The 25,268-nt window shown below is 50.2% G+C and carries 16 protein-coding genes; 7 read left to right on the plus strand and 9 right to left on the minus strand.

Annotation, left to right across the window (positions count from 1 at the left end; genetic code table 11):
• Nucleotides 1-126: 126 nt before the first annotated feature.
• The 9 genes from FDP09_RS21210 to FDP09_RS21250 form a co-directional block, all read right to left on the minus strand.
• The gene (locus FDP09_RS21210; RefSeq protein WP_229683318.1) at nucleotides 127-1,470 is read right to left on the minus strand and encodes an IPT/TIG domain-containing protein; all 1,344 of its coding nucleotides are present in this window, start codon (nucleotides 1,468-1,470) and stop codon (nucleotides 127-129) included.
• On the minus strand, nucleotides 1,471-2,394 hold the full coding sequence (locus tag FDP09_RS21215) for a phosphodiester glycosidase family protein (RefSeq protein ID WP_137404508.1): 924 nt from the start codon (nucleotides 2,392-2,394) through the stop codon (nucleotides 1,471-1,473).
• Between the two features lie 22 nt (nucleotides 2,395-2,416).
• Entirely contained in the window at nucleotides 2,417-3,718 is a 1,302-nt protein-coding gene (locus FDP09_RS21220) for a RagB/SusD family nutrient uptake outer membrane protein (RefSeq protein WP_137404509.1), read from the minus strand.
• A 21-nt stretch (nucleotides 3,719-3,739) separates the two neighbouring features.
• Nucleotides 3,740-7,021: a TonB-dependent receptor gene (locus FDP09_RS21225; protein ID WP_229683317.1), complete on the minus strand. Its 3,282-nt coding sequence runs from the start codon at nucleotides 7,019-7,021 to the stop codon at nucleotides 3,740-3,742.
• Nucleotides 7,022-7,189: 168 nt separating this feature from the next.
• A complete protein-coding gene (locus FDP09_RS21230) occupies nucleotides 7,190-8,380 on the minus strand; it encodes a FecR family protein (RefSeq protein WP_137404511.1) in 1,191 nt (396 codons plus the stop codon).
• 101 nt (nucleotides 8,381-8,481) lie between these two features.
• Nucleotides 8,482-9,051, minus strand: coding sequence for an RNA polymerase sigma factor (locus FDP09_RS21235; RefSeq protein WP_137404512.1), 570 nt, complete (start codon nucleotides 9,049-9,051; stop codon nucleotides 8,482-8,484).
• 186 nt (nucleotides 9,052-9,237) lie between these two features.
• The gene (locus FDP09_RS21240) at nucleotides 9,238-10,713 is read right to left on the minus strand and encodes a RagB/SusD family nutrient uptake outer membrane protein (protein WP_137404513.1); all 1,476 of its coding nucleotides are present in this window, start codon (nucleotides 10,711-10,713) and stop codon (nucleotides 9,238-9,240) included.
• A gap of 21 nt (nucleotides 10,714-10,734) precedes the next feature.
• Nucleotides 10,735-13,851 (minus strand): SusC/RagA family TonB-linked outer membrane protein, encoded by a 3,117-nt coding sequence (locus tag FDP09_RS21245; protein ID WP_137404514.1) that lies wholly within the window; start codon nucleotides 13,849-13,851, stop codon nucleotides 10,735-10,737.
• Nucleotides 13,852-14,145: 294 nt separating this feature from the next.
• Complete coding sequence (locus FDP09_RS21250) at nucleotides 14,146-15,360, minus strand: polysaccharide pyruvyl transferase family protein (RefSeq protein ID WP_137404515.1); 1,215 nt, start codon at nucleotides 15,358-15,360, stop codon at nucleotides 14,146-14,148.
• 291 nt (nucleotides 15,361-15,651) lie between these two features.
• Here FDP09_RS21250 and FDP09_RS21255 point away from each other — a divergent pair, with 291 nt between their 5' ends.
• The 7 genes from FDP09_RS21255 (at nucleotide 15,652) to FDP09_RS21285 (ending at nucleotide 25,262) form a co-directional block, all read left to right on the plus strand.
• Nucleotides 15,652-17,196, plus strand: coding sequence for a lipopolysaccharide biosynthesis protein (locus FDP09_RS21255; RefSeq protein ID WP_137404516.1), 1,545 nt, complete (start codon nucleotides 15,652-15,654; stop codon nucleotides 17,194-17,196).
• On the plus strand, nucleotides 17,183-18,139 hold the full coding sequence (locus FDP09_RS21260; protein WP_137404517.1) for a glycosyltransferase family 2 protein: 957 nt from the start codon (nucleotides 17,183-17,185) through the stop codon (nucleotides 18,137-18,139). The genes FDP09_RS21255 and FDP09_RS21260 overlap by 14 nt, the downstream gene beginning before the upstream one ends.
• On the plus strand, nucleotides 18,136-19,272 hold the full coding sequence (locus FDP09_RS21265; protein WP_229683316.1) for a glycosyltransferase family 4 protein: 1,137 nt from the start codon (nucleotides 18,136-18,138) through the stop codon (nucleotides 19,270-19,272). The genes FDP09_RS21260 and FDP09_RS21265 overlap by 4 nt, the downstream gene beginning before the upstream one ends.
• Nucleotides 19,273-19,959: 687 nt before the next feature.
• Entirely contained in the window at nucleotides 19,960-21,174 is a 1,215-nt protein-coding gene (locus FDP09_RS21270) for a glycosyltransferase family 4 protein (RefSeq protein WP_137404518.1), read from the plus strand.
• A complete protein-coding gene (locus FDP09_RS21275; protein ID WP_137404519.1) occupies nucleotides 21,174-22,412 on the plus strand; it encodes an O-antigen ligase family protein in 1,239 nt (412 codons plus the stop codon). Before FDP09_RS21270 ends, FDP09_RS21275 begins: the two co-directional genes overlap by 1 nt.
• A complete protein-coding gene (locus FDP09_RS21280) occupies nucleotides 22,388-23,380 on the plus strand; it encodes a glycosyltransferase family 4 protein (protein WP_137404520.1) in 993 nt (330 codons plus the stop codon). The genes FDP09_RS21275 and FDP09_RS21280 overlap by 25 nt, the downstream gene beginning before the upstream one ends.
• Before the next feature lie 145 nt (nucleotides 23,381-23,525).
• On the plus strand, nucleotides 23,526-25,262 hold the full coding sequence (locus tag FDP09_RS21285; protein WP_229683315.1) for a right-handed parallel beta-helix repeat-containing protein: 1,737 nt from the start codon (nucleotides 23,526-23,528) through the stop codon (nucleotides 25,260-25,262).
• Nucleotides 25,263-25,268: the final 6 nt, after the last annotated feature.

Consider the following 25,268-nt stretch of genomic DNA (forward strand, 5'->3'; position numbering starts at 1 on the left):
AGGTGTGCATCGTGGCATACCCCTAAAAAGCTGGGTAACAATCCAAAAAAATCCCTTCCGATAAATTTCGAAAGGGATTCTGCTTTCTGTGCAAGCAATTGTTATTTACATTGATCTTACTTGTATCTATTCCTCCTCAATTTTCCTTACCCTATGATTTCCCAGATCGGCTACGTAAATCACACCATCGTGGAAAGTCACATCGGTAGGATTGTAAAACTGGGCGGTCACTCCTACCCCATCAAGGAACCCGCTTACCGATCCTGCAATGGTGATGACTTCTTCATTATCGATCAACCTGACCTTGTGATTGGACAGGTCCGCTATGATCAGTTCACCGTCATTTCCCACACTAATCCCATAAGGGTTGTTAAACTGGGCATTTGCAGCTTGGCCATCTCGTGTACCTTGTGACCCGTCGCCAGCTACCGTCGTGACTTGACCAACATTCAGCTCTATTTTTCTGATCAAATGATTGATCCGGTCGGCTACGAAAATGTTGCCCTGCGCATCGATGTCCAAACCAGAAGGGTACCGGAAAGTCGCTTCTTCCAATGTGCCATTTTGATCGCCTTGCTCACTTCCGGCGATCGTACTGACCGTTCCATCCACATCGATTTTCCGAATGCGGTGGTTACGGTTGTCTGCGACATAGAGTACCCCTTCCTCAGTCACGACTACATCCAGTGGCTGGTCAAACTGCGCTTCGCCTGCGGCACCGTCATTGAATCCGGCCTCACCGGTTCCTGCCACGGTACTTACCGTGCCTTGGGTATCTATTTTCCTGATGACGTGATTATCACGGTCTGCGACATAGATATTGCCTTCCTGGTCCACACAGGACTTCCAGGGATAGTCCAACAGCGCACCTGCCACAGGGCCATCCAAATACCCCCTCTGACCAGTTCCCAGCACTGTGGTCACTGTACCATCCAAGGTCACTTGGCGAATACTGCTATTGCTCCTGTCCGTGATGATAAGAGAGCCATCAGGATGAGCTGCCACCCCTTCGGGATTCCTGAAGGAAGCTCCATTGCCAACGCCGTCTACCAAGCCATAGTCACTGTTCCCTGCCAGCGTCGAAACCCTATAATTGGCAGGCCGGACCACATGGCTGAATTCAAGCGAAGCGCCATCGGCACTGACACCGTTTACGCTCACCTCTATCGTTTGCAGTCCCTCACCTTCGGGGACCACCACCTGAAGCCTACTGTTTGTTGCTTCCAAAACCGTGGCCGAAATCCCGTTAAAGGAAACGGCATTTGCTTCCCTGTTACCACTGAAATCCCTTCCTTGGATGGTTACCACATCCTTCGCATTACCTTCCTCAGGGCTCATGGCGTATATAAAAGGAGCCAAGCTGCTTTGGGGTGTCACATCATCATTGTCACAGCCAAGAACCAGCAAGGCCGAAAGGATGATGGCCAACAATGGAAATCTATACACACTTTTCATTTTTATATCCATCATCTATTCGTTTTCGTTTACCAAAATTGCCCAGCCATTTGCCACAGGACGTGGTGTCCCATCAGATGGACGGTTACGTACATGAAATACATCTTCTAAACTGTGCAAGGTCACAAAAGTAGAAGAGCCGCCCCCATCGAGGTTAGTGGCATCCCGTACACCCAGTGCCTGAAATACCTCGGCCACTTCCGATAGTGAAAGCCCGTTGGAGTAATCAAACTGCCGACCATCCACTACCATAAAATAAACCTCTTCGGCATCGGTAATACCGACCGCAGTCCTTGGATGGATGTCTTCGCTCGGGATAGGTACCAAATTATAATCCTTGATCAGCAAGTCTCCAGCGCCCAAGGCATCGTACAATCCGTCCTGGAATTCGGGATAATCATCGGAATGCTCTATTACCAATCTCCCGTTTTCGTCCACGCCAAAGAAGGACCTTCCTACCATTGGGGTCGTCTTAATGGCTTCTCCGTGGAGATGGACTACGCCACGGGGCTCTCCGGTATCCATATTGAAAAAATCGGCATTGACACCGCCCACAACTTTCTTTCCGGGCACATCCACCCATTCCATCATTTCAGGAATCGGCTGCATTCCAAAACCGCTGCTCGCAAATGGTGTCAACGGAAACAGTTCGACGCCCTCCTCTTTCAGGTCTATCTTAACTACAAACATCCGCATGGTAAGTCCCTTCATGGACAAATAATGGATATCCGTCTCCTCCACCCCAGGAGCCACCGTAAAGGTCGTGTCCCAAAAGACTTCGCTGACCAATTCCGTACTGTCGGCCAGCCTTTGGGTGATGGCGCTCAGTTCTTTGTCCAGCACTGTCGGCTGGATATCGTCGTTTTTACAGCTGGCGGCCATCAAAACCATAGAGGTCGCCAACAGAAATGCATAGTAGTAATTGAGGTATTTTTTCATCACTTTTTTGCCTTTTTAGGGATCAATATCCCGGGTTTTGTTCCAGTTTTTCATTTAACAACAACTCCGTCTCCGGTATGGGCATGAGGGTTTCGCGCTGCTGTATGCCCAATTCTTCCACGGCCTTTCCCGTCCGTACCAAGTCCACCCATCTGAAGCCTTCGGCAAAAAGCTCCCTTCTCCTCTCTTCCAAGACCAGCTCAAGGTAGTCCTCCTCGTTGGAAGGTGACACCGGCCCTAGTCCGCGGGCTTCCCGAAGTTCATTGAGCCGATCGAGTCCTGCCAGTCCCTGCGCCTCTGCACTGATCAAGTACATCTCGGCCAGCCTGCTCACGTTGAGCTGGTCTGTACCGGTCTGGCCACTGGGGTATTTATTGACCACGTCCAGTCCATCATAGGTATCCACAGAAACTTCCGCCCGTAAATCGGATCCGGAGAACATTTCCATCGCCCAGGGGTTGGGCTTGAAAACATACGAACCACTCTGGGGATGGGCATAGGTGTAAAACAGCGTGGAAAGGTTGATGCTGGACTCAATGGTGAGATTTACAAAAGCAAAAATCAACTCACTGTTATCCTGTCTCCTGAACATTTTATCAAAACTGTCCAAGCTGAGATAGGGCGAATTGATCAGTTCTTCGGACAAGGTAGCCGCTTCGTCCATTTTTCCCTGCCCCAGCTTGGCACGGGCCATCAGGGCCTTGGCAGCTTGGCTGGACACATAGTTAAAATCACCGCCCAGTTCCCCGTTGAAATCCGGAGCTTGTTCAATGGCCACCGACAGGTCCTCCTCGATAAATTGCCAAACCTCCTCGGCAGAATTCCTTGGCAACTTTTCCTGGGTATTTTCCCTGATGATCGGTACACCGCCAAATTTGATCAATAAATTATAATAGATATAGGCCCTGAAGTAGTGTGCCGTTCCGTTTACCTGATTGATCCTATCGGAAGGAGTCATCTCCTTGACATTGGCGATCAAGGTATTTACCTGATAGAGTGCTTCGTAGTATCCTTTCCAGGAACTGTTGACATATCCGTGCTCCGGGCGAAGGATATTGCTGATAAAGGCATTGGTACCACCGCCATTGGTAGAACCGGCAGAATTGAGGTCTCCCCCCACCAGATCGGGCAAAATGTACGATTCCCTTCCAGGATCGTTCTGAACAGACTGATAGACACCGATCAGGAACGATTCCACATCATCTTCGGTAAGATCAGATTCGGAAGAGACGGCCGACCGTGGATAAAGGTCCAACTGATTACCACAGGCACTGGCAAGCATAAGTACCAGCAGGCCTAGGGACATTATTTTTATATTATTCATGATTATCTTCTTTTTTTGGTTCTAGAAAGCCGCATTGATCCCCAATCGGATTGTTCTGGGCTGGGGCAGGTTCATGTTGTCATCTGCCATAAAGCGGGCATCGTAATTTTTGGATACCTCAGGATCCAATCCTGAATAGTTACTGAACAGGTACAGGTTTTCACCTTGGACAAAAACACGTAGCTTGCTCATCTGAAGCTTATCCAAAATGGACTGGGGCAAAGAATAACCCAAACTCAAGGTCCTCAACCGCAAGAAAGATGCGTCTTCGAGAAACCGGGAAGAGTTATACGTGTTATATCCAGTGCCGTGAATGGCCCTGGGGACTTCATTGCTGGTACCTGGTCCCGTCCATCGCTCCAGGGCAGGCTCCTCCCTAAATCCTTGTCTTCCATTCCCCAATCGATCCGTCGTAATCCTCCAGGTGGCATAGATCTCGGACCCTTGGGAAAATGTCAGGAATGCACTGAGGTCAAAGTTCTTGTACTGGAAGGTATTGGACCAGCCACCGTAAAAGTCGGGGTTGGAAGTACCGATGATCTGGCGGTCGTCCACATTGATGATGCCATCACCATTGACATCTTCATAATGGACGTCTCCTGCACGGACTCCCTGGTCGTACAATTGTTCCGGCACTTCCTCGTCCGTTTGGAAGATCCCCAGCATTTTGTACATATAAAAACTGCCCACTTCTTCCCCCACCTGTAGGGTCCTGTTGGCGCCGATCAGCAGGGGATCATCTCCCAGCAGCGAAGTGAGTTCATTTTGGACAAAGGAAATATTAAAGCTGGACTGCCATTGCAATTCACCAAATTGCTGATTGTAATCAAACAAAAATTCCAACCCTGTATTCCTCATGGAACCGATATTACTCGTCACACTGCTAAATCCACTGGTCGCATGGATGGGCATATTGTACAGCAGGTTTTCGGTATTTTTGATAAAGTAGTCAGCCGAAATATTGGCCTTTCCGCTCCACAGGCCCAGATCTATTCCCACATCAAATTGGTTGGCCGTCTCCCAGGTAAGGTTGGGGTTTCCAAAAGTGGAAATGGACAGGCCACTGTTTCCGCCATAATTGGCACCTCCACTCATCAGGGCCTGGTAGGCATAGCTCCCTATACCATCTTGATTACCCGTAGCACCATAGCTTGCGCGCAGCTTTAGGTCCGTTTGGGAAAATTTCCAAAAGTCCTCGTCCGACACGTTCCATCCGGCGGAAATGGACGGAAAAGAACCATAGCGTTTTTCGGGCGAGAACTTGGAAGACCCATCCGCTCGGATGGAAAGTGAAAGCAGGTATTTGTCCTCCCAGCTCAGGTTGGCACGGCTGTAATAGGATTCAAGTGCATTTTCCCCAAAACCAGAGGAGGCGTTGGCAATCTCACTGGCCACTGAAAGGACATCGAAAGAAGGTGAAGGAAATCCCCTTCCATCAATGTAGTTGGTACTGGTGGTCACTTTTTGGTAGGAATGCCCCACAAGTGCATTCACCGTAAGCTTTCCAAATGTATGGTCAAAATACAAGGTGTTTTCAACCAGTCCATTGGTCATCATCCTACGCTCGTCCAACAGACGTCCCTGTCCTGCCCCATAGGGATGCTCATCGGTGTAATAAAGATAATCCTCCGTATAGATGGCATCCAGGCCAAAGGTATTTTTCAGATGGAAAGAAGGACTGAACTTGATGTCGGCATAGGCATTTCCCAGCATTCTATAATTGTCCAATTTTGTATTTTGCTCGTTGATGATCTGCAGGTTGTTATGGTACACCAATTCATCTGTACCTCCTACATAATAATCACCATTGGGCTTGTATGGCCTGTCAAACGGCCGCTGCCCCATGCTGCGCAAAAACACCGATGAACCATAGGTACCGTTTGGTACCCGGTGGTTTCTGGAAAAGCTCAGGTTGGTATTGGTACCGATTTCCAGCCAATTTACCGCTTGGTGGGTCACATTGACCTTGGCATTGTACTTTTTATAATCATTGGTCTTGAGTACTCCTTCCTGGTTTAGGTAACCACCAGAAATATAAAGTTTCGTTTTCTCACTCCCACTGGAAAAAGAGACGTTGACATTGGAAACCAAGGCATCCCTCAGCACCAAATCCAACCAATCGGTATCCGGCAGCCCGGGATAAGGATCTTCCATATAATCCACAAAGTTCCCGTCTCCAGGTGAATAGCCATTTTGCTCGTTATAGTTAAAACGAGCTTCATTGAGCACCTCTAGGTACAGGTCCGAATCGGCCATTTTTAACTTGTCCAGGTTCGGAAGATACTGGACGCCAAAATTGGTCTGGATATTCAGGCTTGATTGTCCCACTTTTCCGGACTTGGTGGTGATGATGACCACACCATTGGTGGCCCTTGAACCGTAAATGGCCGCGGACGCCGCATCCTTGAGCACTTCGATGGATTCAATGTCATTGGGATTAAGCTCGGACAGCGGGTTCATGCCTTCTCCAAGGTTAAAAAGCGCTGCATTATGGTTGACCAAGGGGATGCCATCTACTACATAGAGGGGCTCGTTCTGTCCACTCAGGGAACCGATACCGCGAATACTTACACGGACATTGCTTCCTGGAGTACCGGCACCGGCACCGACATGGACTCCCGGCATCCTTCCCTGCATCATCTGATCTGGCCCCAGTACCTGTCTGAAGTTCTTTTCATCTGGCCGGAAGTTGGAAATGGCACTGGTCACTTCCTTCCTGTCCTGCTGACCATAGCCAATGACCACTATTTCGGACAAGTCATTTTCTGACGGCCGGAGGGTGACCGCTATTTTACTGCGCCCATCTACGGGGATTTCTACAGGATCATATCCGATAAAGGAAATGACCAATATGGCATTTTCGGACAACCCATTGAAGGTGAATTTCCCATCCAAATCAGTGACTGTTCCTTTAGAGCCTCCCTTCACCCGAACGGTCGCACCGGGCAGCGGCTCCCCGTCCGTGCTGATTACCGTACCAGTAACCGTTATAGCTGCTGGATCATCAGTGGTTTTTGGCTTGATGACAATATAGGTTTCCACCAGCTGGTAGGTAAAAGGTTGGTGGCTGAAGATCTCCGTAAGGATCGTTTCAAGTGATCCGCTCTTCACGTCCACATATACGGGACGGGATTGGCTTACTGTTTCATCGTTGAACACAAACCGGTATTCAGATTGCGATTCTATCATTTCCATCACTTCTATCAGGGGAAGCCCCTGGGCTTTTAGCGTCAGATCCTGGGAATGGACCTTGGCCGTTACCTGAAAGACGAGTGATAAGCATAAGATTAGTGTCCATTTCATAACCAAAAGGTAATTGGGTGGAGCAAAAGATACCCCTTGTCCACCTTGTCCTAAGTGGGTTAATTTCATAACTTTACAAATTAGATGTTGATCGATAAAATTTTAATGTGAGGTTAAAAGGCATTGATCAGCCTGGCCGGTGGTTTTGCGAGAACCATCGGCTTTTTTTTAGTGGGTGGTGTTTTTTACATAGACTGTTCCGTTTTTTAGTTCAAAATCGATTGCTCCTGACATTTCCAGCATGCCCAATACCTTGGACAGATTGGTATCCATCGATATGGTACCACTGAAATGTTTTTCGGGAATATCTCCATCAAAGGAGACCTTGATGGCATACCATCGTTCCAATTGCCTCAAAATATCCTCAAGCTTGGTGCGCTTGAACATAAAAAGGCCCTCCTTCCAGGCCACCACCTGTCGGGTGTCTATCTTCCTTACCGAAAGCTGCCCATTTGAGAGTGCTTGTTCTCCAGGTGAGATGACCTTGGTCTTATCTTTATGGGAAACCTCGACGCTCCCCTCCAATAAGGTGGTCTTTGTCAAGGGCTCGTTTTCATAGGTGTTGATGTTGAAATGCGTGCCCAGTACCTTCACTTCAGTATCGTTGGCCTGAACGATAAAAGGTACTTCGGGATCGTGGGCGACTTCAAAATAACCTTCTCCTTTAAGCATCACTGTTCGGGACGGCCCGGTAAAATTGGACGGAAACGCCAAGGATGACGCACTGTTAAGCCAGACCTTTGTCCCGTCTGCCAACACCACCTGGTATTTCCCTCCCTTTGGTACAAAAACCCTGTTTACTTTGCTTTCAGGTGTGGTAAAATCTTTTTCCACATTGAATATCACCTGATCAAGCCGTTTGGCGACGGTAATACCAACATCCTCTTTCAACGTCCCTTCTGCAGCTCCTTCCAGAAGGATCTCTTCCCCATCCGGGAGGATCAAAATGGCTTTGTCCGTTCCCGGCCCCACATCTACGGTAGCCACCGTTCCTTGATCGGAAGGCGGCGTAATGGGCAACCATCCACCGTATATCCCCCAGCCCGTTATCACCACTGCCAGAATCGCTGCCGCTGCTGCATAGCGGACCCACCATTTTTTCTCTTGACTTTCCCTCTTGCCGCTGGATGGAAGGTGCTGCTTCAGCTTGCCAAAGGCCCCTTTGGAATCTATGGAAGAGAAGAAAGCCATCTCTTCTTCCAGTAAATGCTCTTGGCTGATACGCTCATAAAAATCCCTGCTCTCTTGGCTCTGGGAAAGCCAATCCTCCAAACGGTCGCGCTCGACTTCCTCCAGTGTTCCCTTAAGGCTCTTTAGGATAAGCTGAGTATATATATGAATATAATCTTGCTCGTTCATTTCAGTGTATTTGTCCTTATTACACAGAAATAGAAGAAACGGGTGAAAGAAAATATGGATTTTTTATAAAAAAATATTAATTAATATTGAGGTAACACCGATTAACAATTAATTAACAAAACAAGAACGTATAAGACTTCCGGATTTAGGCGTAACCGCAAGAGTTTAAGTCCCCGTTGCTTTTGGGTTTTTACGGTATTGATCGATACCCCGAGTTGGTCGGCGATTTCCTGGTTGGACTTCCCTTCCAAAAAACCTAAGGTAGAAATTCTCCTGCACCCCTCAGGAAGTGCCTCCATGGCAGCATAAAGCTCATTCAACACCTCTGAGTGGATCATCCGCTGGACGATGGACTGGTTTTGGTTCGATATCTCCGCCATTCCATCATCTATTCCCAAATTGTGTTTTTGATCACGAAGGGCATTGATACTCCTGTTCTTGACAGCTTTAAAAAGGTAGTTTTGGATGTACGGTATTTCATGCTCCAGAAGCTCCTCCTTTTGCGCAAATTGGATGAATACTTCCTGCACGATGTCCTCGGCAAGATCTTTTTCTTGCACATATTGGAAACAAAAATAGACCAGCTTTTTATGAAAACCATAAAAGACCTCCTCCAACGTAGGCTTGGTGCCTTTTCGAAATATGCTGGTCTGGTCATTGTTGTTTTTCATCGAGGTAATTCATCAGATAAGTATTAAGCCGTGTATCGGATACATCAAAATTAAAGAATAACTGTCCGAAGTTATTTTCTTTAGTTGTTATCAATTTATTAAAAACCCTTAACAGGTTCACTATACACGCATAAAAAAGCCCCAAAACTGGGGCTTTTTTTTATCAATTGACTTTCAGGGCGCTGTTCAATACCCTGGGTTCTGGTCACTGGAAGCATCCATGGCCTGGTTATAGTTCAGTTCGTCCACTGGGATGGGCCATAAATAATGTTTCTCTGCAATGTCGATACCCTTGTTCTCGGACACAAATTCTTCGGCCCTGCCCAGTCGCTTCAGGTCCAGCCATCGTTTTCCTTCAAACTGGAATTCATAGGCACGCTCCTGCAGCACCGTATCCAAAAATGCCTCGGGTGACATTTCAGCAAGGCCAAAATCCACTTCATTGGCGGCAGAAGGATCCAGCCCATACCCCCTTCTGTGCACTTGGTTCAGCGCATCCAATGCCCCGCTGCTCACCGTGCCCGAGGCCCTTGCATCTGCTTCGGCAAAGATCAACAGCACCTCGGCATAACGGTAGATCGGCAGGTCGTTGCCCGCACCCGTATTGTCCGGGGCTTCCGGTTCCACGTATTTCCCGTTGACCAAGGTGGTGGCCCCCAGGCCAAAATCCACTGGTGTCCATAGCTGCTTCCTGAGGTCTGCATCATTCCATTGCGCATAGAAAGGATTGGCCGAATCGCCGTAATGCGCATAGGCTCCCCCAAAATTATAAAGCCCGGTACTGGGGTGGTTCAATATCCAGGGGAGTCCGTTTCCCTGGGCGGTCTGTCTGGTATATTTCAGGTAAAACACCTCTTCTGTACTGTTCACCAGGTCCGGGCCGAAAACATCCCACTGAATGTCCTCTACACCTTGTACCGGCACCAGACCAAACCGCCCGGATTCCATCACTTCCAGGGCTTTGGTGCGGGCCGAATCATACTGCTCCAGCTGGAGATAGACATCTGCCAACAGTGTCTTGGCCGACCAACTGGTAGGCCTTCCGGGCTGGACAGGATCGGCAGGAAGGCCATCCTCTGCAACCAGTAGATCCGCCAAGATAAAATCATAGACCTCTTCTACACTGGCCTTCGGCACATCTTTTTGCTCGATGTTTTCAGCTGTCCTCAGCGGCACACCGCCCCAATTCCTGACCAGGTCAAAATAGGTCAGTGCCCTTAAAAACCTGGCTTCGGCCAAATAACGGCTGCGGATTTCCTGGTCCACTTGTTCGCTCTGCGGGGCATAAAAGATCACCAAATTGGCATTTCTGATCCCTTCGTAAAACATCGTCCACCGGCTTGCCGCCGCATTCATATTGGTAGCGTTCAAACCATTGAAGTCATTGTATTGCGCCCTACTTCCCCTTCCGTATCCCCAATCGGTATGGGCACTCAGTACGGCCACTTGCTCCGGTCTTACATTCCGCAAGGGCGTATAAATGGCGTTGGTAGCGGCCTCGATATCTGCTGCGGTCTGGTAAAAATTTTCTGCTACGACCGTCTTGGGTTCCTCTTCCAGGAGATCGCTACATCCTGCCAGCATCACCAGTACCACCGCCATCAGGAGCAGGTTTATGACGGGAAGTGCCTTGTCTTTGGATTTTATGTGATATGTATTCATGTCTATTGTGCGTTTGGATGGTTAGAAAGTGGCCCTCAGACCCACGGTATATGATTTTGGTATAGGATAACTGTAATGGTCAATGCCCAGGCTGGTATCGCCACCGTTGCTGTTGACCTCTGGATCCCACCAGGAATAGTCGGTAAATGTCAACAGGTTCTGCCCACTCACATATAGCTTCAGGTTCCCGATCCACTTGGACTGTGGAAAGGAGAAATCGTAGGCCAGTTGGACGTTTTTGAGGCGCATATAGGAGCCATCCTCCACGTACCGGTCAGAGACCTTCAGGTCATTGTTACGGCTGATCCTGGGATAGGCCGCATCAGGATTATCCGCCGACCAATGGTCGAGGAGCACCGCTTCGGGCATATTCAAGCCCTGTCCATAGTCCATGGTACTTGATATCGAACTGACGTTGAAGATATCGTTGCCCTTTGATCCCTGCAGGAAAATATCCAGTTGGAAATTCTTGAAATTCATAGTGGAGTTGATCCCGTAATAAAAATCCGGATTGGGGTCACCGATCGCCGTCTTGTCCGCTTCGGTGATTTCCCCGTCCCCGTTCAGGTCCCTGTACCGGATATCGCCCTGTTCGGTAAAACCGTCCTCTTGGTAGCCCCAAAACTGTCCCAGGGGCCTCCCTTCCTCCATAATGGAAAAGTTGTCCGCCACGGTGACCACATTGATGTAATTGGTCAGGATGGGCTCACCATCATTCAGGCTGATGACCTTGTTGCGGTTAAAGGAAATGTTTCCACTGAGGTTCCAGCGAAATGCCCTGTTCAGCACAATGGCATCCATGCTGAGTTCCAGTCCTTTGTTCTGGACCTCCCCTACATTGGCCACCGTGGTGGTATAGCCATATGAACTCGGCAGTCTAACGGTGCTGAGCAGGTCGCGGGTATTTTTGATATAAAAATCGGCTCCCAGCATGATCCTTCCCCCGATCAGTCCCACGTCCATTCCCACGTCAAACTGCTCGGTAGTTTCCCACTTCAGGTCACCTGGAAGGACCGCCTGCGGGGCAAAGGTACTGTACAGCTCATCCCCAAACACCGTATATCCCGGAAACAGCCTGTTCAATGTACTGTAAGGGTCAATGGCCTGGCTTCCGGTCAGCCCCCAGCTGGTACGGAGCTTTAATGCGGAAATTGCTTTCTGGTCCTTCATAAACCCTTCCTGGGACACCCGCCAAGCCAGTGCTGCGGATGGAAAATGTCCCCATTTATTGCCTTCACTATAGCGCGAGGAGCCATCCGCCCTCCAAGTGGCCGTAAAGAGGTATTTATCCGCATAATTATAGTTTAGCCGACCGATATAGGAAAGCAATACCGACTTGGCATATCCTGATGTGGGCACCCCTGGGGTATTGGCCGCGCCCAGGTTATCGGTCTCGAACAGATCGCTCAAAAATCCGGCAGCACTTCCAGCCAGGTAGCGTGTCTGGAAGTCCTGATAGGTAAATCCGGCCAAGACGTCAAACTTATGCCTTTCGTCCAGTGTGTCCGTATAGGAAATGGTATTTTCATTGAGCCGGCTGATGTACTGCCGGGTGTTGACGCTGGCATTACCGTCGCTATTGATAAAATCGGTGGTCCGGTAAACATCCGTCCGGTCATCCCTGTTCTCTATTCCTCCAAGCACCTTGATGGTCAGTTTCGGAACCGGGCTGTAGCTCACCGAGGCATTGGCCAGGACAATATTGGCATTGACCGTATTAAATTCCTCGTTGATATAGTTAAGTGGATTGATGATATCCGGAGAGACAAATGGAAAATCTTGCGACAATACGGTCAGTGAGCCATCCTGCCCATACGGTGTGGACAATGGAGAGGCCACCAGCGCCGCCCCTATCATGGAGTTTCCCCTGGCCCCGCCATCACTGTCCCTTCTGGCCGTGGTCAATTTGGTCAGGTTGGTCGAAAAGTCAATGGTCAGCTTATCGCTCAGCGAATGGTGGATGGAGGATTGCAGGGCGTAGCGATTATAATCGCTTCCCTTGATGATGCCCTCCTGGTCAAAGATACTCCCTCCAACTGAAAACCGGGTACTTTCATTTCCACCGGAAACCCTTATGGAGCTGGACTTGATGGGGGCCTTGTCAAAGACCTGGTCCTGCCAGTCCGTTCCATTTCCCATGGCCGACAGTTCACTTTCGCTGAAATAGGGGGCCAGGCCATCATTTTCAGCTTGGATGTTCATCAGCTGACCATATTGCCGCCCGTTCATCAGGTCCAGCTTTTTGCGCAACCGTTGCACACTGTAATAGCTGTCAAACTCCACTTGGGTAGGGGACTGAACGCCTCCTTTCGTCGTGATCAGAACTACACCATTTGCACCCCTGGATCCGTATATTGCCGTGGCGGAGGCATCCTTGAGCACTTCGATGCTGGCAATGTCCGAATTGTTGAGGTTGGTCGGGTTGCCCGAATAGGGAAACCCATCGATCACATAGAGTGGACTGTTGTCACCTTGGATGGAGTTGCTTCCCCTGATACGGATGTTGACACCGCCGCCGGGAGATCCGTTATTCTGCACGACCTGCACACCAGGAGCCCGACCGGCCATGGCCTGGACCACACTGGTGGTGGGAAAGGCATTGACCTCTTCGGCACTGACCTGGGAAATGGCCCCGGTAAGGTCAGCCTTTCTGGCAGAACCATACCCGATGACCACCACTTCTTCCAGTTCTTCCTCTTCACTTGCGAGTGAAACGTCTATCTGACTCTGGTTGCCCACAGTGATCTCCTTACCCTCGAATCCGACAAAAGAAAACACCAGCACGGGGCTTTCGTTTTCAGCAGGAAGGCTGATACTGTAATGGCCGCTATCATCGGTGATCGTTCCATTCGAGGTACCCTTGACCTGTACGGTGGCCCCGGGAAGGGATGCCCCATCTTGATCGGTCACCTTGCCCTTGACGGTTTTGGCAGATGCTGGCACCGTATCCCTTTGGTCCGGCACCGTATCCTGTACCAAGGGAGGGACCGGTACGGTATCCTGCAGATAGGATACGCCACGATGGCCCCCATGTTTTGCTGAAAAGGTCGCGATACTGGCAAAGGCAAAAAGGCAGGGCATTCCCGCCAAGCTCAAGGTCAATACCCATCCGTACAATCTAGTTAATGGTATTTTCATCATTTCTGGGTTTAAGGCACCAATGGAAAGACCTTAATTAATCCAATACCCGTTCCACACACTTAAAAAAACACTAAAAAATAACAAATATAGCCAATCACATAAATTAAAGCAGTGTATTTCGCCTCTCACCAAAAAAGCCTGGGGGCAAAAAATAAATTTATTGGCCAAATTGTAGAATTATTGTACCACTATGTAGATAAATTCACAATATCCCACAGGTGGTCCATCCGTGCAAACAGCTTACCGTAAACCCGTTCCCATCGTCCCCCATGTCTTTCAGGGGAAGTCGGACTATTGGTCTTTGTGCAATTCCTTCCCTTTTGCAATTACACGCGCAATGACATCAAAGGCCTTCTTCGCTTGGCCCACCTGGATTTGCTGTTTTTCGGTGTAAGCCGCTTGGTCAATGGAAACGGCTACCTTAAACTGTTCAAAGAGCTTGTCAAAGCCCACTGCAAAATTATTCTTGGGCAGCCCCCAAGTGGCCAAATAGGCATTGAGTTTCTCTACCTTAAGCCCTACGTGGGGTACGGCATAGCTCATCGCGGTAATGGCCCCATGGAGACTGGTTCCCGCATAGCATTTGGCATTTGCGATCAGGTACATGATGTCCCAGATATTGTCCGCATCAAAATAAGTATGGGGACTGTCCAGCTGCCAGCGTACTTCGGCCAGGGCGAGATGGTCATCATGGTCCAAGGCTTTGCCGATGGGGCAAAGGCACAGCTCTGTGGCCGATTGTCGATAGACCTGCTCCAGTTGCCCCGCTATCATTGCTTCTTCGCCCAGGCTATTTTTTCTGTTGATCTGGAAAAACAGGTACTTTCCACGATTGGCCTGCACGTACTCCCTCACGGATGGGGTCACCCGGTCCCTTAGATCGACAATGGGATAAAATTCCGACATCAATATGGCCGAATCCGGAAAAAGTTGCGCGGCCACTTGATTGGCCTGTAGGTTTTCGACGGTTTGCCGATCCCTTACCGCTAGGTATTCCACCCCATCAAGCTTGACCTTCATAAAAGGATATTTCCCAAATACGCTTTTATTGATCCCCGATCCTCCCAGGGAGTTAAGGATTACCGAGCTCACCTTTCCGAAATCGTCCTTGGTAAACACCAGTGGCAAGGTCGTCTTGCCTTTCAGAAACCTGCGGGCCATGGCGTTCAGGTCAATATACTTGGAAAGGCGATAGCGGTAGCGGTGCACCTTTTGGTAAGTGGGGTTCAGCGCGGCAAACAGCGAGTGCCAGGTCACGCCCAATGCCTCCCCTCCCGCTACGATGACGTGGTTGTTTTCTTCAGTGGCATTGCATGCTTGGTAAAAGGCCTCCAGTCCTTCGGTGGGCTTCCCGCCCACGCGTGAAAGATCACTTTCTACCAATCCAAAAAAGCGGAACCGGTACCCCTTCCCCAATGTCTCCAACTGCTTTTCGATAATCAAGGGAAAAAGCAGGTCCCCATAATTGTACCGGTCAAATGCACCGATGATCAAAATATTTTCCATGATGAGGATGCTAACAAAAAACCTACCTTTTTTATAAATTCCATGAAAATCAACCCAAATTGTTTATGGGCAATCGCAGCAGCCTGTCCCCACGAATGCCGGGAAGGACGGCAGGGACGAAAAAGCCATTTTGGTGACAATTCGCTCTGCGGACTAATCTAGCACTATGATTGCTACATCCATTCCTGCGGTTTTTTTCCTGACCTGGTCAATTGGTCTGTTCCAAGGTCTCCATAAAACCTCCAATATCCTTAACTTGGGCTAACATACACCTGATACCTTGATCCATCTATGGCGGGACAATCTCCAGTAAAGAAAATCTTCTCCGGCTCAGTCTGGGGCATCGCTGCCAAGGTGCTCGATGCGGTGGCAAAGTTTGTGACCATTCCACTACTGGTGGGCTACTACGGAAAGTCCGACTATGGGCTTATTGCTCTGGCCTTTTCCCTGAATGCCTATCTCCGCCTGATGGACTTGGGCATGAACATCGGTTCTGTCCGGTATTTTGCCATGTGGGAGTCCAGGGCCGAATACGGCAAGATCGCCAATGCCTCACGGTCCAGCATGGTATTTTACGGTCTTATCGGCCTGGCCAATGCCTTGATATTTGTGGTGATGGCCGACTTCGGCCCCGAATTCTTCAATATCAGTCCGGAGCAAGCTCCCACCTACAGGGTAATGATGTACATCCTTGCCGCCAGTACGGTGTTCAACTGGCTGTCCAACGTGGTAATCCAGCTCCTTAGTGCCAAGGACGAACTCGGCTACGTCAACCGCATCACGGTCATCAGCAGCGTCCTCAACTTCCTCTTCGCCCTGGCGGCCATCCATTTCAAGTGGCCATTGACGGTCTATTTTCTCTTTTACACCCTCTCTCTTTTGGTGGTCATTCCCTTTAATGTCCACCGGCTCAGGCTGTACCCTGTTCCCTTGGGCACGCTCCTGCTTCCCAAATGGGACGGAAAGGCCTTCAGGCAGATCCTCGGCTACAGCGTCGCAATCTTTGCCATGGGGCTGTTCCAGTTTTCCGCCAAGGAACTGAGGCCTATTTTACTGGCCAAATTTGCCAGCGGAATCGATGTGCTCACGGACTACCGCGTGATCCAGACCATTGCCAATCTGATCATGTCCTTTGGCAGTATCTTTCTCCAGGTGCTACTCCCTTCGGCCTCCAAGGCCCATGCAGAAAACGATCATGGGAAGATGGCCAAGATGGTTTTTGAAGCCACACGGTACATTTCCATCTTCCTGACACTGGTAGTCTTTGGCCTTATCCTGAATGCCGACAACCTGCTGGTGCTCTACATGGGCGAAAGCTACCTTGACCTCAGCAAATGGCTGATCATCTGGCTACTTACCGTACTGCTGTCGATGCACAACACCCCCGTGGCCAGTTTGGTGCTGAGTTCGGGAAAGACCAAAGTGCTGGTATTTTCCGCTGCCATCGGCTGCCTCATCTCGCTGCCGATCACCGTGGTCTTTGCCAAGGAGATGGGCGTGGGGGCTGCTGTCATTGGCTACTTGGTATATATGCTGATCCAAATGGGCTTCTTCTATTTCTATTATATCCCCAAGGTGTTGCACCTCAGCAGTACCCGCATCTTTTTCAAAGCCTTCTCCCCTTCGCTTTTGGGCGCAGTTATTGCAATGTTCCTGGCAGGTTTCGCCGGAACCCTTGCCGACATTGCCCGGCCATATATGGAAATGGCCGTGGAATCCACGGTGTTTTTCATCGTTTTTGCAGGCTTTCACTGGGCCTTTGTCATCAAGCGTTCCGATATCGATTACCTAAAAAGCAACCTTCTAAACCGCTCAAGATCCCATGCAGAGAAATAGCCGCATCACCTTCTCCATATGTATCCCTGCCTACAAGAGCAAGCACCTCAAGGAATGCATTGACAGCATCCTTGCACAGACCATTGGCGACTTTGAGCTGATCATCCTTAACGACTGCTCCCCACAGCCTGTTGAAGAGGTGGTTTCCCAATTTGATGACAAAAGGATACAGTACCATAAAAACGACAAAAATGTCGGGGCACTTCATTTGGTCCAGAACTGGAACAAATGCCTCTCCCTTGCCAGCGGGGAGTTTATTGTGATCATGGGAGACGATGACCTCCTTGAGCCCGATTACCTGGAAGCATTCAGCAGGCTTATCGCTGCCCATCCCTCCCTGGATGTTTACCATTGCCGAAGCAAGATCATTGACGATAGGGGAACACCATGGCTGCTCACGCCCGCCTGCCCCGAGCTCGAGGATGTCTATGACAGCATCTGGCACCGCCTGAACCAATACCGGTCCAATTATATCTCTGATTATATGTACCGCAGTGGGCCACTCCGCGACCAAGGCGGATTTTACCAGCTGCCACTGGCCTGGGGATCCGATGACATCACCGCCTTTATGGCCACTGGCCAAAAGGGGATCGCCCACAGTCCAGAGGCCGTTTTCCGCTACAGGAGCCATTCCATGTCCATTTCCTCCACCTCCACAAACGGGCTGGAAAAGTTGGATGCGGACATGGGCTATGCTGCCTGGCTGAAGAAATTCCTGCAGGAAAACCCCATGGGGGAAACCGAAACGGTCATTTACCGACACTTGGTCGAAAATCAGGACCGCTACATGCATGAACGGAGGGTCTTTACGATCACCAAGATCATGGCCTCCGAAGCCATTCCCAACGTCTCCAAATGGCTTCGCCACCGAAGAAAGTTCCAGCTTTCGACCAAGGATGTCTTACTGGCCGCTGTGAAAAGCCGAAAAATGAGAAAGGCGTGAACAGCACGAAGATCACCTTAAGGGAAACCGAAAGAAAAAGCCAGGGCAAAAAATCAGCTAACAAGGTTTTGAACATGGATATCATCTTTAATCCACCCATAAACGCCGAAAACAAGTATATCCAGATCATGGTGGATCCCCTCCAGCGGGAGGGATACCGTATCCATGAACTGGACGGTCTGTTTTCCAGCTGGAAGCACTTTCGTAGCATCCGCCTGGTCCACCTCAATTGGTTTGAAAATATCGACGACGGCTCGTTATTCAAGGGCTTCAAGAGTTTTTTCCGGAAAACATTTGTGCTGACAGTCCTCCATCTGAGCGGAAAAAAACTGGTATGGACCATGCACAACAGGATGACCCACGAAAAGAAAACCGGTAAAATGAGCGGTTTGTTGACCAACCTACTGCTCGCCTGGTCGGATGCTATTATCATCCACTGTACCCTTTCCAGACAATTGCTACTGGAAAGGTCACCTTCCCTTGCCCAAAAGATCCATTACATCCCACATCCGGACTTTGTGGACAGTTATGGCCCTGCCAAGGCCACTGCCCCCTCTAAGGAAGAACCACTAAAATTGCTGTTTGTGGGCGCGGTCAAACCGTATAAAAACATAGAGCTGCTGATGGAAACGGTCGGCGATATGGAAAGGGTCTCCCTGACCATTGCCGGCAAGCCAAAGGATCCCGCCTATGCACATGCCCTTATCCAATTGGCCCGCAACCGTCCCAATATCAACCTGCAACTGGAATTCATCCCTGACAGCCAGCTTCCTGAGCTGCTTGGGAACACCGATCTGGTGGTATTGCCCTATGACCTGAACAGCAGCCTGAATTCCGGTACCGTCATATTGGCCTTCAGCTACCAAAAAACCGTGATCTGTCCGGAAATTGGCACATTGGTTGATATGCAGGAAGCACGTGGAAATTTCTTTGCCTACCGTTACCAAGATGCTGCGGGGCACCGACAGGCGCTCAGGTCGGCCATAAAAAAGGCCATGGCCTTTAAAAAACAGGATGAAAAGGTACTTGTGGAAATGGGCAAGGCCATGCAGGACCATATCCTGCGGCACCAGCCCAAGTCCCTGGTCGGCAACAAGCTCAGAAAACTCTACACAAAATTGTCAACGGACTAGGCCAATACCTGCTTTTATCCTATAATTTTGGTAAATTTTAAACTCGGATCATACGTTGGGAATCGTAGTGAGAGCTGAAAGTGCAAGAAAATCAGTTAGTTTGGAGGCATTAGCGTAGCACCGCTACGGTAATGCCGAAAACTAAAGTGAAACGACTGATTTTGTCCGCCGCGGCGGATCAGGTCGCAACAGATAGGCTAAAGCATATTCCGAGCAATGTCGTTTAGTTAAAGAGATTTTCCAATACGGATCGTCCATTGAGAAAATTATGGTTTTAATCGATGGCCTTATTTAAACATGTATAAAATGGATCCGCCTTGCAGGTATTGGGCGTTAAGAAATTAAAAAGCGGGCGGGCAAAAAGGCAGGCTTGTTTGACGAAATACTAGCCAAAAAGAATATTGGCAGCTAGAAAAGGAGGAGTTTGCCTGCATGAGGTAAGGTTTTAATTTTAGGCCAATCGATGCACACCTGTGCGCCGTGGCGTAGCGGCGGGGTTTTTTGGTTACTTTTTTGACCTGAAGCAAAAAAGTAACAAAGGTAAAGAGATGAAAACCATCTTGGAATTTAACAAGAAAAATAATTAAACCAATATTTCCAGATACACGCTAACTAAACGACATTGATATTCTGGGTTAAACAGAAAGTTCCTTTTTTCCGAGGGGAAAAGGCCTAAGACCAAATCCTATGAAAATACTCTACATCAATTCACTATACGCCCCTGACATCCGAGGTGGGGCCGAACTTTCGCTCAAACTCATCGTGGAAGGCATGCAGTCCAAGGGTTTTGATGTAGCCGTATTGTCGATGGCACCTGACGGCGGCCTGCGCTCTTCCACCGTGGATGGCGTAACAGTCTATCGCGCCGGCCTCAAAAACAGGTATTGGCCATATGACACCTCCCAGCCCCCTGCCTACCAACGGTTGCTTTGGCACGTCAAGGACCGCGAAAACCGGGATATGGCCGCCTTCGTCCAAGAGGTCTTGGAAAAGGAAAAACCTGATCTTGTTTCCTGCCATAACCTTGCCGGCTGGTCGATTGCGGTCTGGGAGGAGGTTCACGCCAAGGGCATTCCCATTGTACAAGTCCTGCACGACCTTTACCTGCTTTGCGCCAACAGCAATATGTTCAGGAACGACACGGCCTGCAAAGGCATTTGTATGGAATGTAAGCTACTCAGACTTCACCACCAGCGAAAATCCGCACAGGTCAGTACGGTAGTGGGGATCAGCCAAAGTATCCTGTCACGATTTACCGATGAAGGATATTTCCCCAACGCCAAGGGACATGTCATCTACAACACCCGTCACATCCCAGATCCCGGAAGTCCCAGGACCAAGGAGACGGGCAGCCCACTGCGTGTGGGATATTTGGGAACTTTGTCGAAGATAAAGGGGGTAGAATGGCTGATCGATACGGTCAAGGAGGCCGATTTCCCTGTTGAACTCTACATTGCCGGCAAGGGCAAGGATACCTACGAGGCGCACCTCACTGCCATGGGGTCCGGAAATGACAACATTACCTTTATGGGCTATTCAAAACCTGCAGACCTGTTCGCCCAAATCGATGTGCTGGTGGTGCCCTCCCTGTGGGAAGAACCGCTGGGCATGGTGGCCATCGAGGCACTCGCCCATCACCTTCCCGTCATCGCCAATCACTCCGGCGGGCTGAAAGAGACTGTTCAGGACGGCGTAAACGGCCTTTTTTGTTATGCTGAACGCCCAGGCTCACTTGGGAAAGCACTGAAAAAGCTTCAGGAATCTCCGGCCTACTATGGTCAACTGAGTGCCCAGGCCAGGTCTTCAGTGGCCCCGATCCTGGACCGGGAAAGAATGGTATATGCCTATCGGTCCGTGCTGGAAGAGACCTTAAAAAATCATCCTGTAACCTCCATCGCCTGATGTCCACGACCCTACAGCAACAAAACAGTGCCCTGCCCCTGCCCGTCCTGGAATGGAAGGACATCCAACTTTCCGAGTTGGTGTTCTGCATGGCCATTGCGGCTACTTGCCTGCCGGTCAAGGTCTATCCGGCCCTGTTCTTGGCCTCCGCAGCATTTTCCTATTACGAATCCGGCAAAAAGTATTTGGCTCCCTGGGTGATCGGCCTTGGGGTGTTCACCCTTTATGCACTGATCAGCTTCTTTCAGGTGTATGAAGGACAGGCCGTCCTGGTCACTGGGATCATCAAATTGATCATCAACTTTGCCTTTTTATATTGCTCGTTCAACTGGCTTGCGCAGCGAAACAACCAAAATCTGCTCTACCTGTTGGACATCACCTTGCACGTGGTATTTGCCCTGCTGCTGTTACAGTTGCTGATCTACCACGAGGCCCTACATTTCCGGTTGATTACCGGTAGCAGTTCGTCTGGGCAGGCCAGTATGCTCTATGATCCGCAACTGTACTTTTGGGGATTGGCCGACAAGAACATGCTTGGTGCCCGCATTGCCCTGTTGGGATTCCTGTACCTCCTGATACCCGTCATCCGTTACCGACGGATTGCCCTCTGGCGAATCATCTACATTTTCCTACTTGCCTACCTGTCCCTCTCCAGAACGCCTATCGTGGCCCTGCTGATCGGCTGTGGCTACCTGCTATGGACAGTGCTCTCCAAAAAATACCGGATCGTCATGTTGGTTGGCTTGGCCATCTTGGTGCCCATTGTCCTCGAAAAGGTCATCCGCGTGGACCAGCTGACAGCCTCCAATGACGGCATGGGCGTGCGCTTGGTTTATTGGCAGGCATTCTTTGCCCATATTGGCGATATTTCGATCTGGGGCAACGGCTTTATGAAGGCCCCTGCCTTCCTGAACCGGTATGCACAATTTTACCATGGCGAGCCCCACATCCACAACACCTTTATGTCCTGCTATCTGGAACTGGGCATCATCGGGCTGGCATCGTTTGTCCTGTTTTTGGCAGGTTATGCCCGGTCTTGTTTTATCATAAATCCCCACATCCATTTCTGGATAGCATGCTTTTTGCCATTACTTGCCATCATGTGCATCCTTTACTCGGGATACGATAATGATATCGTGATGTACCTTGTCCTGCTGGTGCCATTGGGCACATGCCGGGACAATCTCCCCTTTAGCGATGTAAACATTGGGTTATGGAACAAAAAAGAAAAGTATTGATTGACGGCCGCTGGGCTGGGGATACAGGGATCGGAAGGCTATACCGGGAAGTCATGCAGGCTGCGCCCCCACAGGTGGACCGTCACTATGTACAGACCAATGCAGGCCTGGGCAGTATGTTCAGCCCTATTGCGCTTGCCAAGGACATTGCCAGGTCAGATGGGGAAATTTTCTACAGTCCCTCGTTTATGCCCCCGTTATATTCGAAAATGCCCTATGTTTTCACCGTGCACGACCTGATGCACCTGTTTTATTATTCGCCCATGCACCGGATATATTACCAGCAGGTAATCGCTCGGCTTGCCAAGCGTGCCAAACAGATCATCACCGTTTCCCATTTCAGTAAGGCCCAGCTGGTCACGCTGTTGGGCATTCCCGAAAACCAGGTCACGGTCATCTACAACGGGGTGGACGATCATTTTCTGTCCAATCAAGATGCCATGTCCCTTGACCGTCCCTATTTCCTGTACATCGGCAACCGTCGGGCCAACAAAAACCTCCCCGCCATGGTGAAGGCCTTTGCCCGCGCACAAATTCCGGATGACTTTGTCCTTGCGCTGAGCGGAAAGACCGATCCCCAGCTCGATGGGCTGATCCGGGAACTGGGTATTGAAAAAAGGGTGCAGTTTTTGGGGTATATTCCAGAGGAAGACCTACCGAAGGTTTACAAGGGCGCCCATGCCACGCTGTTTGTTTCCAAAATGGAAGGTTTTGGATTGCCGGTTCTGGAGTCGATGGCATCAGGAACACCTGTGCTCACCTCTACGGAGAGCAGCCTACCGGAAATCTCAGGTGGTGCCGCGCTATGCGCCGATCCTTCCGATATCCTGGACATCCAGCGAAGTATCGAGCGGCTTGTTGGCGACCAGGGCATGTACGAAGGGCTTGTCGAGCGGGGACTTCAACGGGCGCGGCAATTCCCCTGGAGCCGTACGGCAGCACAAACCTGGGAGCTGATACTTTCATAAATAAACCGGAAGATGGCCACCTGAATGATAAAGAGAAGAGCCCTTGACAAACAGAGCGGTTTATGGGCAAAAAAACAGTCACGGCACAAGTGCCAATTATCACCTACCAACCGCAAAAACCAACGCGTACTGAAAAGTATTTACCATGCCACAAAAGACAGAAATTAACAACATAGCACACAACTTGGCCCGGGCCCTGCTGCTGGTTTTGCTGTTCGCTTGGAGTGCTTCCGGCCAGGACACTTCCCTGGAGCCATCGAAGACGGTAATGTGGAACGTCAAGGACCACCAAGCCCAGGGGGACGGTAAGGCCGATGATACCGAGGCCATCCAACGAACCATCGGAATGGCCAGTGCCGGAGACACGGTCTGGATTCCCCAAGGCACCTACAAGGTACGGACATTGGGACTAAGGTCTGGCGTGCACATCAAGGCAGAAGGTACCTTGGTCCAGCAATTGGACAGTACACAGGAATTTACCAAGGGGCATCAGAATTCCACTGCTCCCCTTTTCCGCGGCAAGGACATCTCGAACGTCTCCATTTCCCTTAATGGCCAGGCCCTCCATGAGGCCATTTACCTGAGCGGCAGCCGTAATGTCACCATTTATGATTCCCATTTCGGGGGCGACAGCACCAAGCTCCGCTCATTTTCCGGCATATTGCTGTACAAGTGCGCCGACATTACCATTGAGAAGACCACGGTGACGGGCTTTGGCACCGATCGGCTGCATACCGACAGCTACCAACCCGGGACCGGCATCAGGATCCTGGAAAGCAAAAGCATTCTGGTCCAAGCGGTCACCATCCGCAAAAACGGGGAGAACGGGGTGTTCATCCATTCCAGCCCTGATGTGCAGGTGCTCAACTCCACCATCAGCGAAAATGGCATGAGCGGCATCCAGGTTGCTTTCGGTACTACAGGAGTGGAAAAGGACTACCGGTTTGAAAACAATATCCTCCACGACAACGCCAGTGATGCAGTCGATATCAACAACCCTAGCTCCAAAGGCCCACTGGCCATCCATGCGTCCATCATCAACAACGACAGCAAGGACAATGGGTATGTGGACGGAAAGTCCACCCCTGACGGATCGGGCATTGCCACGCTGGTCAATGTATCCGCTGTTGAGGTGATCGCCAACCGGGCCAAAGGAAACAACCGTCCGGCCATATACATGGAAGACTGCGGCGAGATCCTGGTCAAGGACAATGTGGGCGACAACCAAGTGGAGCTGGTCGGCAGCCTTCGGCACCTTGACATGCTGTCCAATGTATTCTCCAACGTCACCTTTATCAATAATGTGCATGCCCGGTATATCCTTATGGAAAACAACCAGCTGGCCACCCTCCACCTTCCCAACGGCATACGGACCGATTCGCTTTTGGTCCATAAAAACGAGTTGGGCAATGCATCCCTCAACATCAACCTTCAGGGAAACATCCAGCTCCAGGGCAATCGCATCATCAATGAGGGAAAAAACCCGGCGATGCTACTGGTAAAAGCAGATGGTATCCGCATCGCCGACAACCACATCCTCAGCCACCGTGCCCCCGCCCTGACCATCCACGCCTCCGCCAAGGACGTCCTGGTCAAAGAAAACACGGTCCGGGCGGCCAACACCTGCATCATCGACCAAGGGGCGGCCAACCTACGCATAGAGGGCAACAAGCTCACGGCCATGGAAACGGGCAGGCATTACTTTACCCTGAGAAGCAAAAACCCGCAAAACCTCCAGCTTGCTGGGAACGAACATACCGGCAAGGAGGAATTTCCCGTGATTTTTTTTGAAGGCAAGGGCACTGCCCGACTGAATGCCGAAAAAATCATCCGTGGCACCACTGATTTTGGCGAGGTAAAAGTAGCCACCAGCAACCTATAATCTAAC

This window comes from Echinicola rosea (genome assembly GCF_005281475.1).
In the GTDB taxonomy this organism is placed as follows: domain Bacteria; phylum Bacteroidota; class Bacteroidia; order Cytophagales; family Cyclobacteriaceae; genus Echinicola; species Echinicola rosea.

Coding starts and splice junctions, on each gene's coding strand:
- FDP09_RS21240 (WP_137404513.1), bottom strand. CDS start 10,713: ATGAATACATATCACATAAAATCCAAAGACAAGGCACTTCCCGTCATA.
- FDP09_RS21255 (WP_137404516.1), top strand. CDS start 15,652: ATGGCGGGACAATCTCCAGTAAAGAAAATCTTCTCCGGCTCAGTCTGG.
- FDP09_RS21280 (WP_137404520.1), top strand. CDS start 22,388: ATGGAACAAAAAAGAAAAGTATTGATTGACGGCCGCTGGGCTGGGGAT.
- FDP09_RS21230 (WP_137404511.1), bottom strand. CDS start 8,380: ATGAACGAGCAAGATTATATTCATATATATACTCAGCTTATCCTAAAG.
- FDP09_RS21220 (WP_137404509.1), bottom strand. CDS start 3,718: ATGAATAATATAAAAATAATGTCCCTAGGCCTGCTGGTACTTATGCTT.
- FDP09_RS21225 (WP_229683317.1), bottom strand. CDS start 7,021: ATGAAATGGACACTAATCTTATGCTTATCACTCGTCTTTCAGGTAACG.
- FDP09_RS21270 (WP_137404518.1), top strand. CDS start 19,960: ATGAAAATACTCTACATCAATTCACTATACGCCCCTGACATCCGAGGT.
- FDP09_RS21260 (WP_137404517.1), top strand. CDS start 17,183: ATGCAGAGAAATAGCCGCATCACCTTCTCCATATGTATCCCTGCCTAC.
- FDP09_RS21235 (WP_137404512.1), bottom strand. CDS start 9,051: ATGAAAAACAACAATGACCAGACCAGCATATTTCGAAAAGGCACCAAG.
- FDP09_RS21210 (WP_229683318.1), bottom strand. CDS start 1,470: ATGATGGATATAAAAATGAAAAGTGTGTATAGATTTCCATTGTTGGCC.
- FDP09_RS21215 (WP_137404508.1), bottom strand. CDS start 2,394: ATGAAAAAATACCTCAATTACTACTATGCATTTCTGTTGGCGACCTCT.
- FDP09_RS21245 (WP_137404514.1), bottom strand. CDS start 13,851: ATGAAAATACCATTAACTAGATTGTACGGATGGGTATTGACCTTGAGC.
- FDP09_RS21275 (WP_137404519.1), top strand. CDS start 21,174: ATGTCCACGACCCTACAGCAACAAAACAGTGCCCTGCCCCTGCCCGTC.
- FDP09_RS21285 (WP_229683315.1), top strand. CDS start 23,526: ATGCCACAAAAGACAGAAATTAACAACATAGCACACAACTTGGCCCGG.
- FDP09_RS21250 (WP_137404515.1), bottom strand. CDS start 15,360: ATGGAAAATATTTTGATCATCGGTGCATTTGACCGGTACAATTATGGG.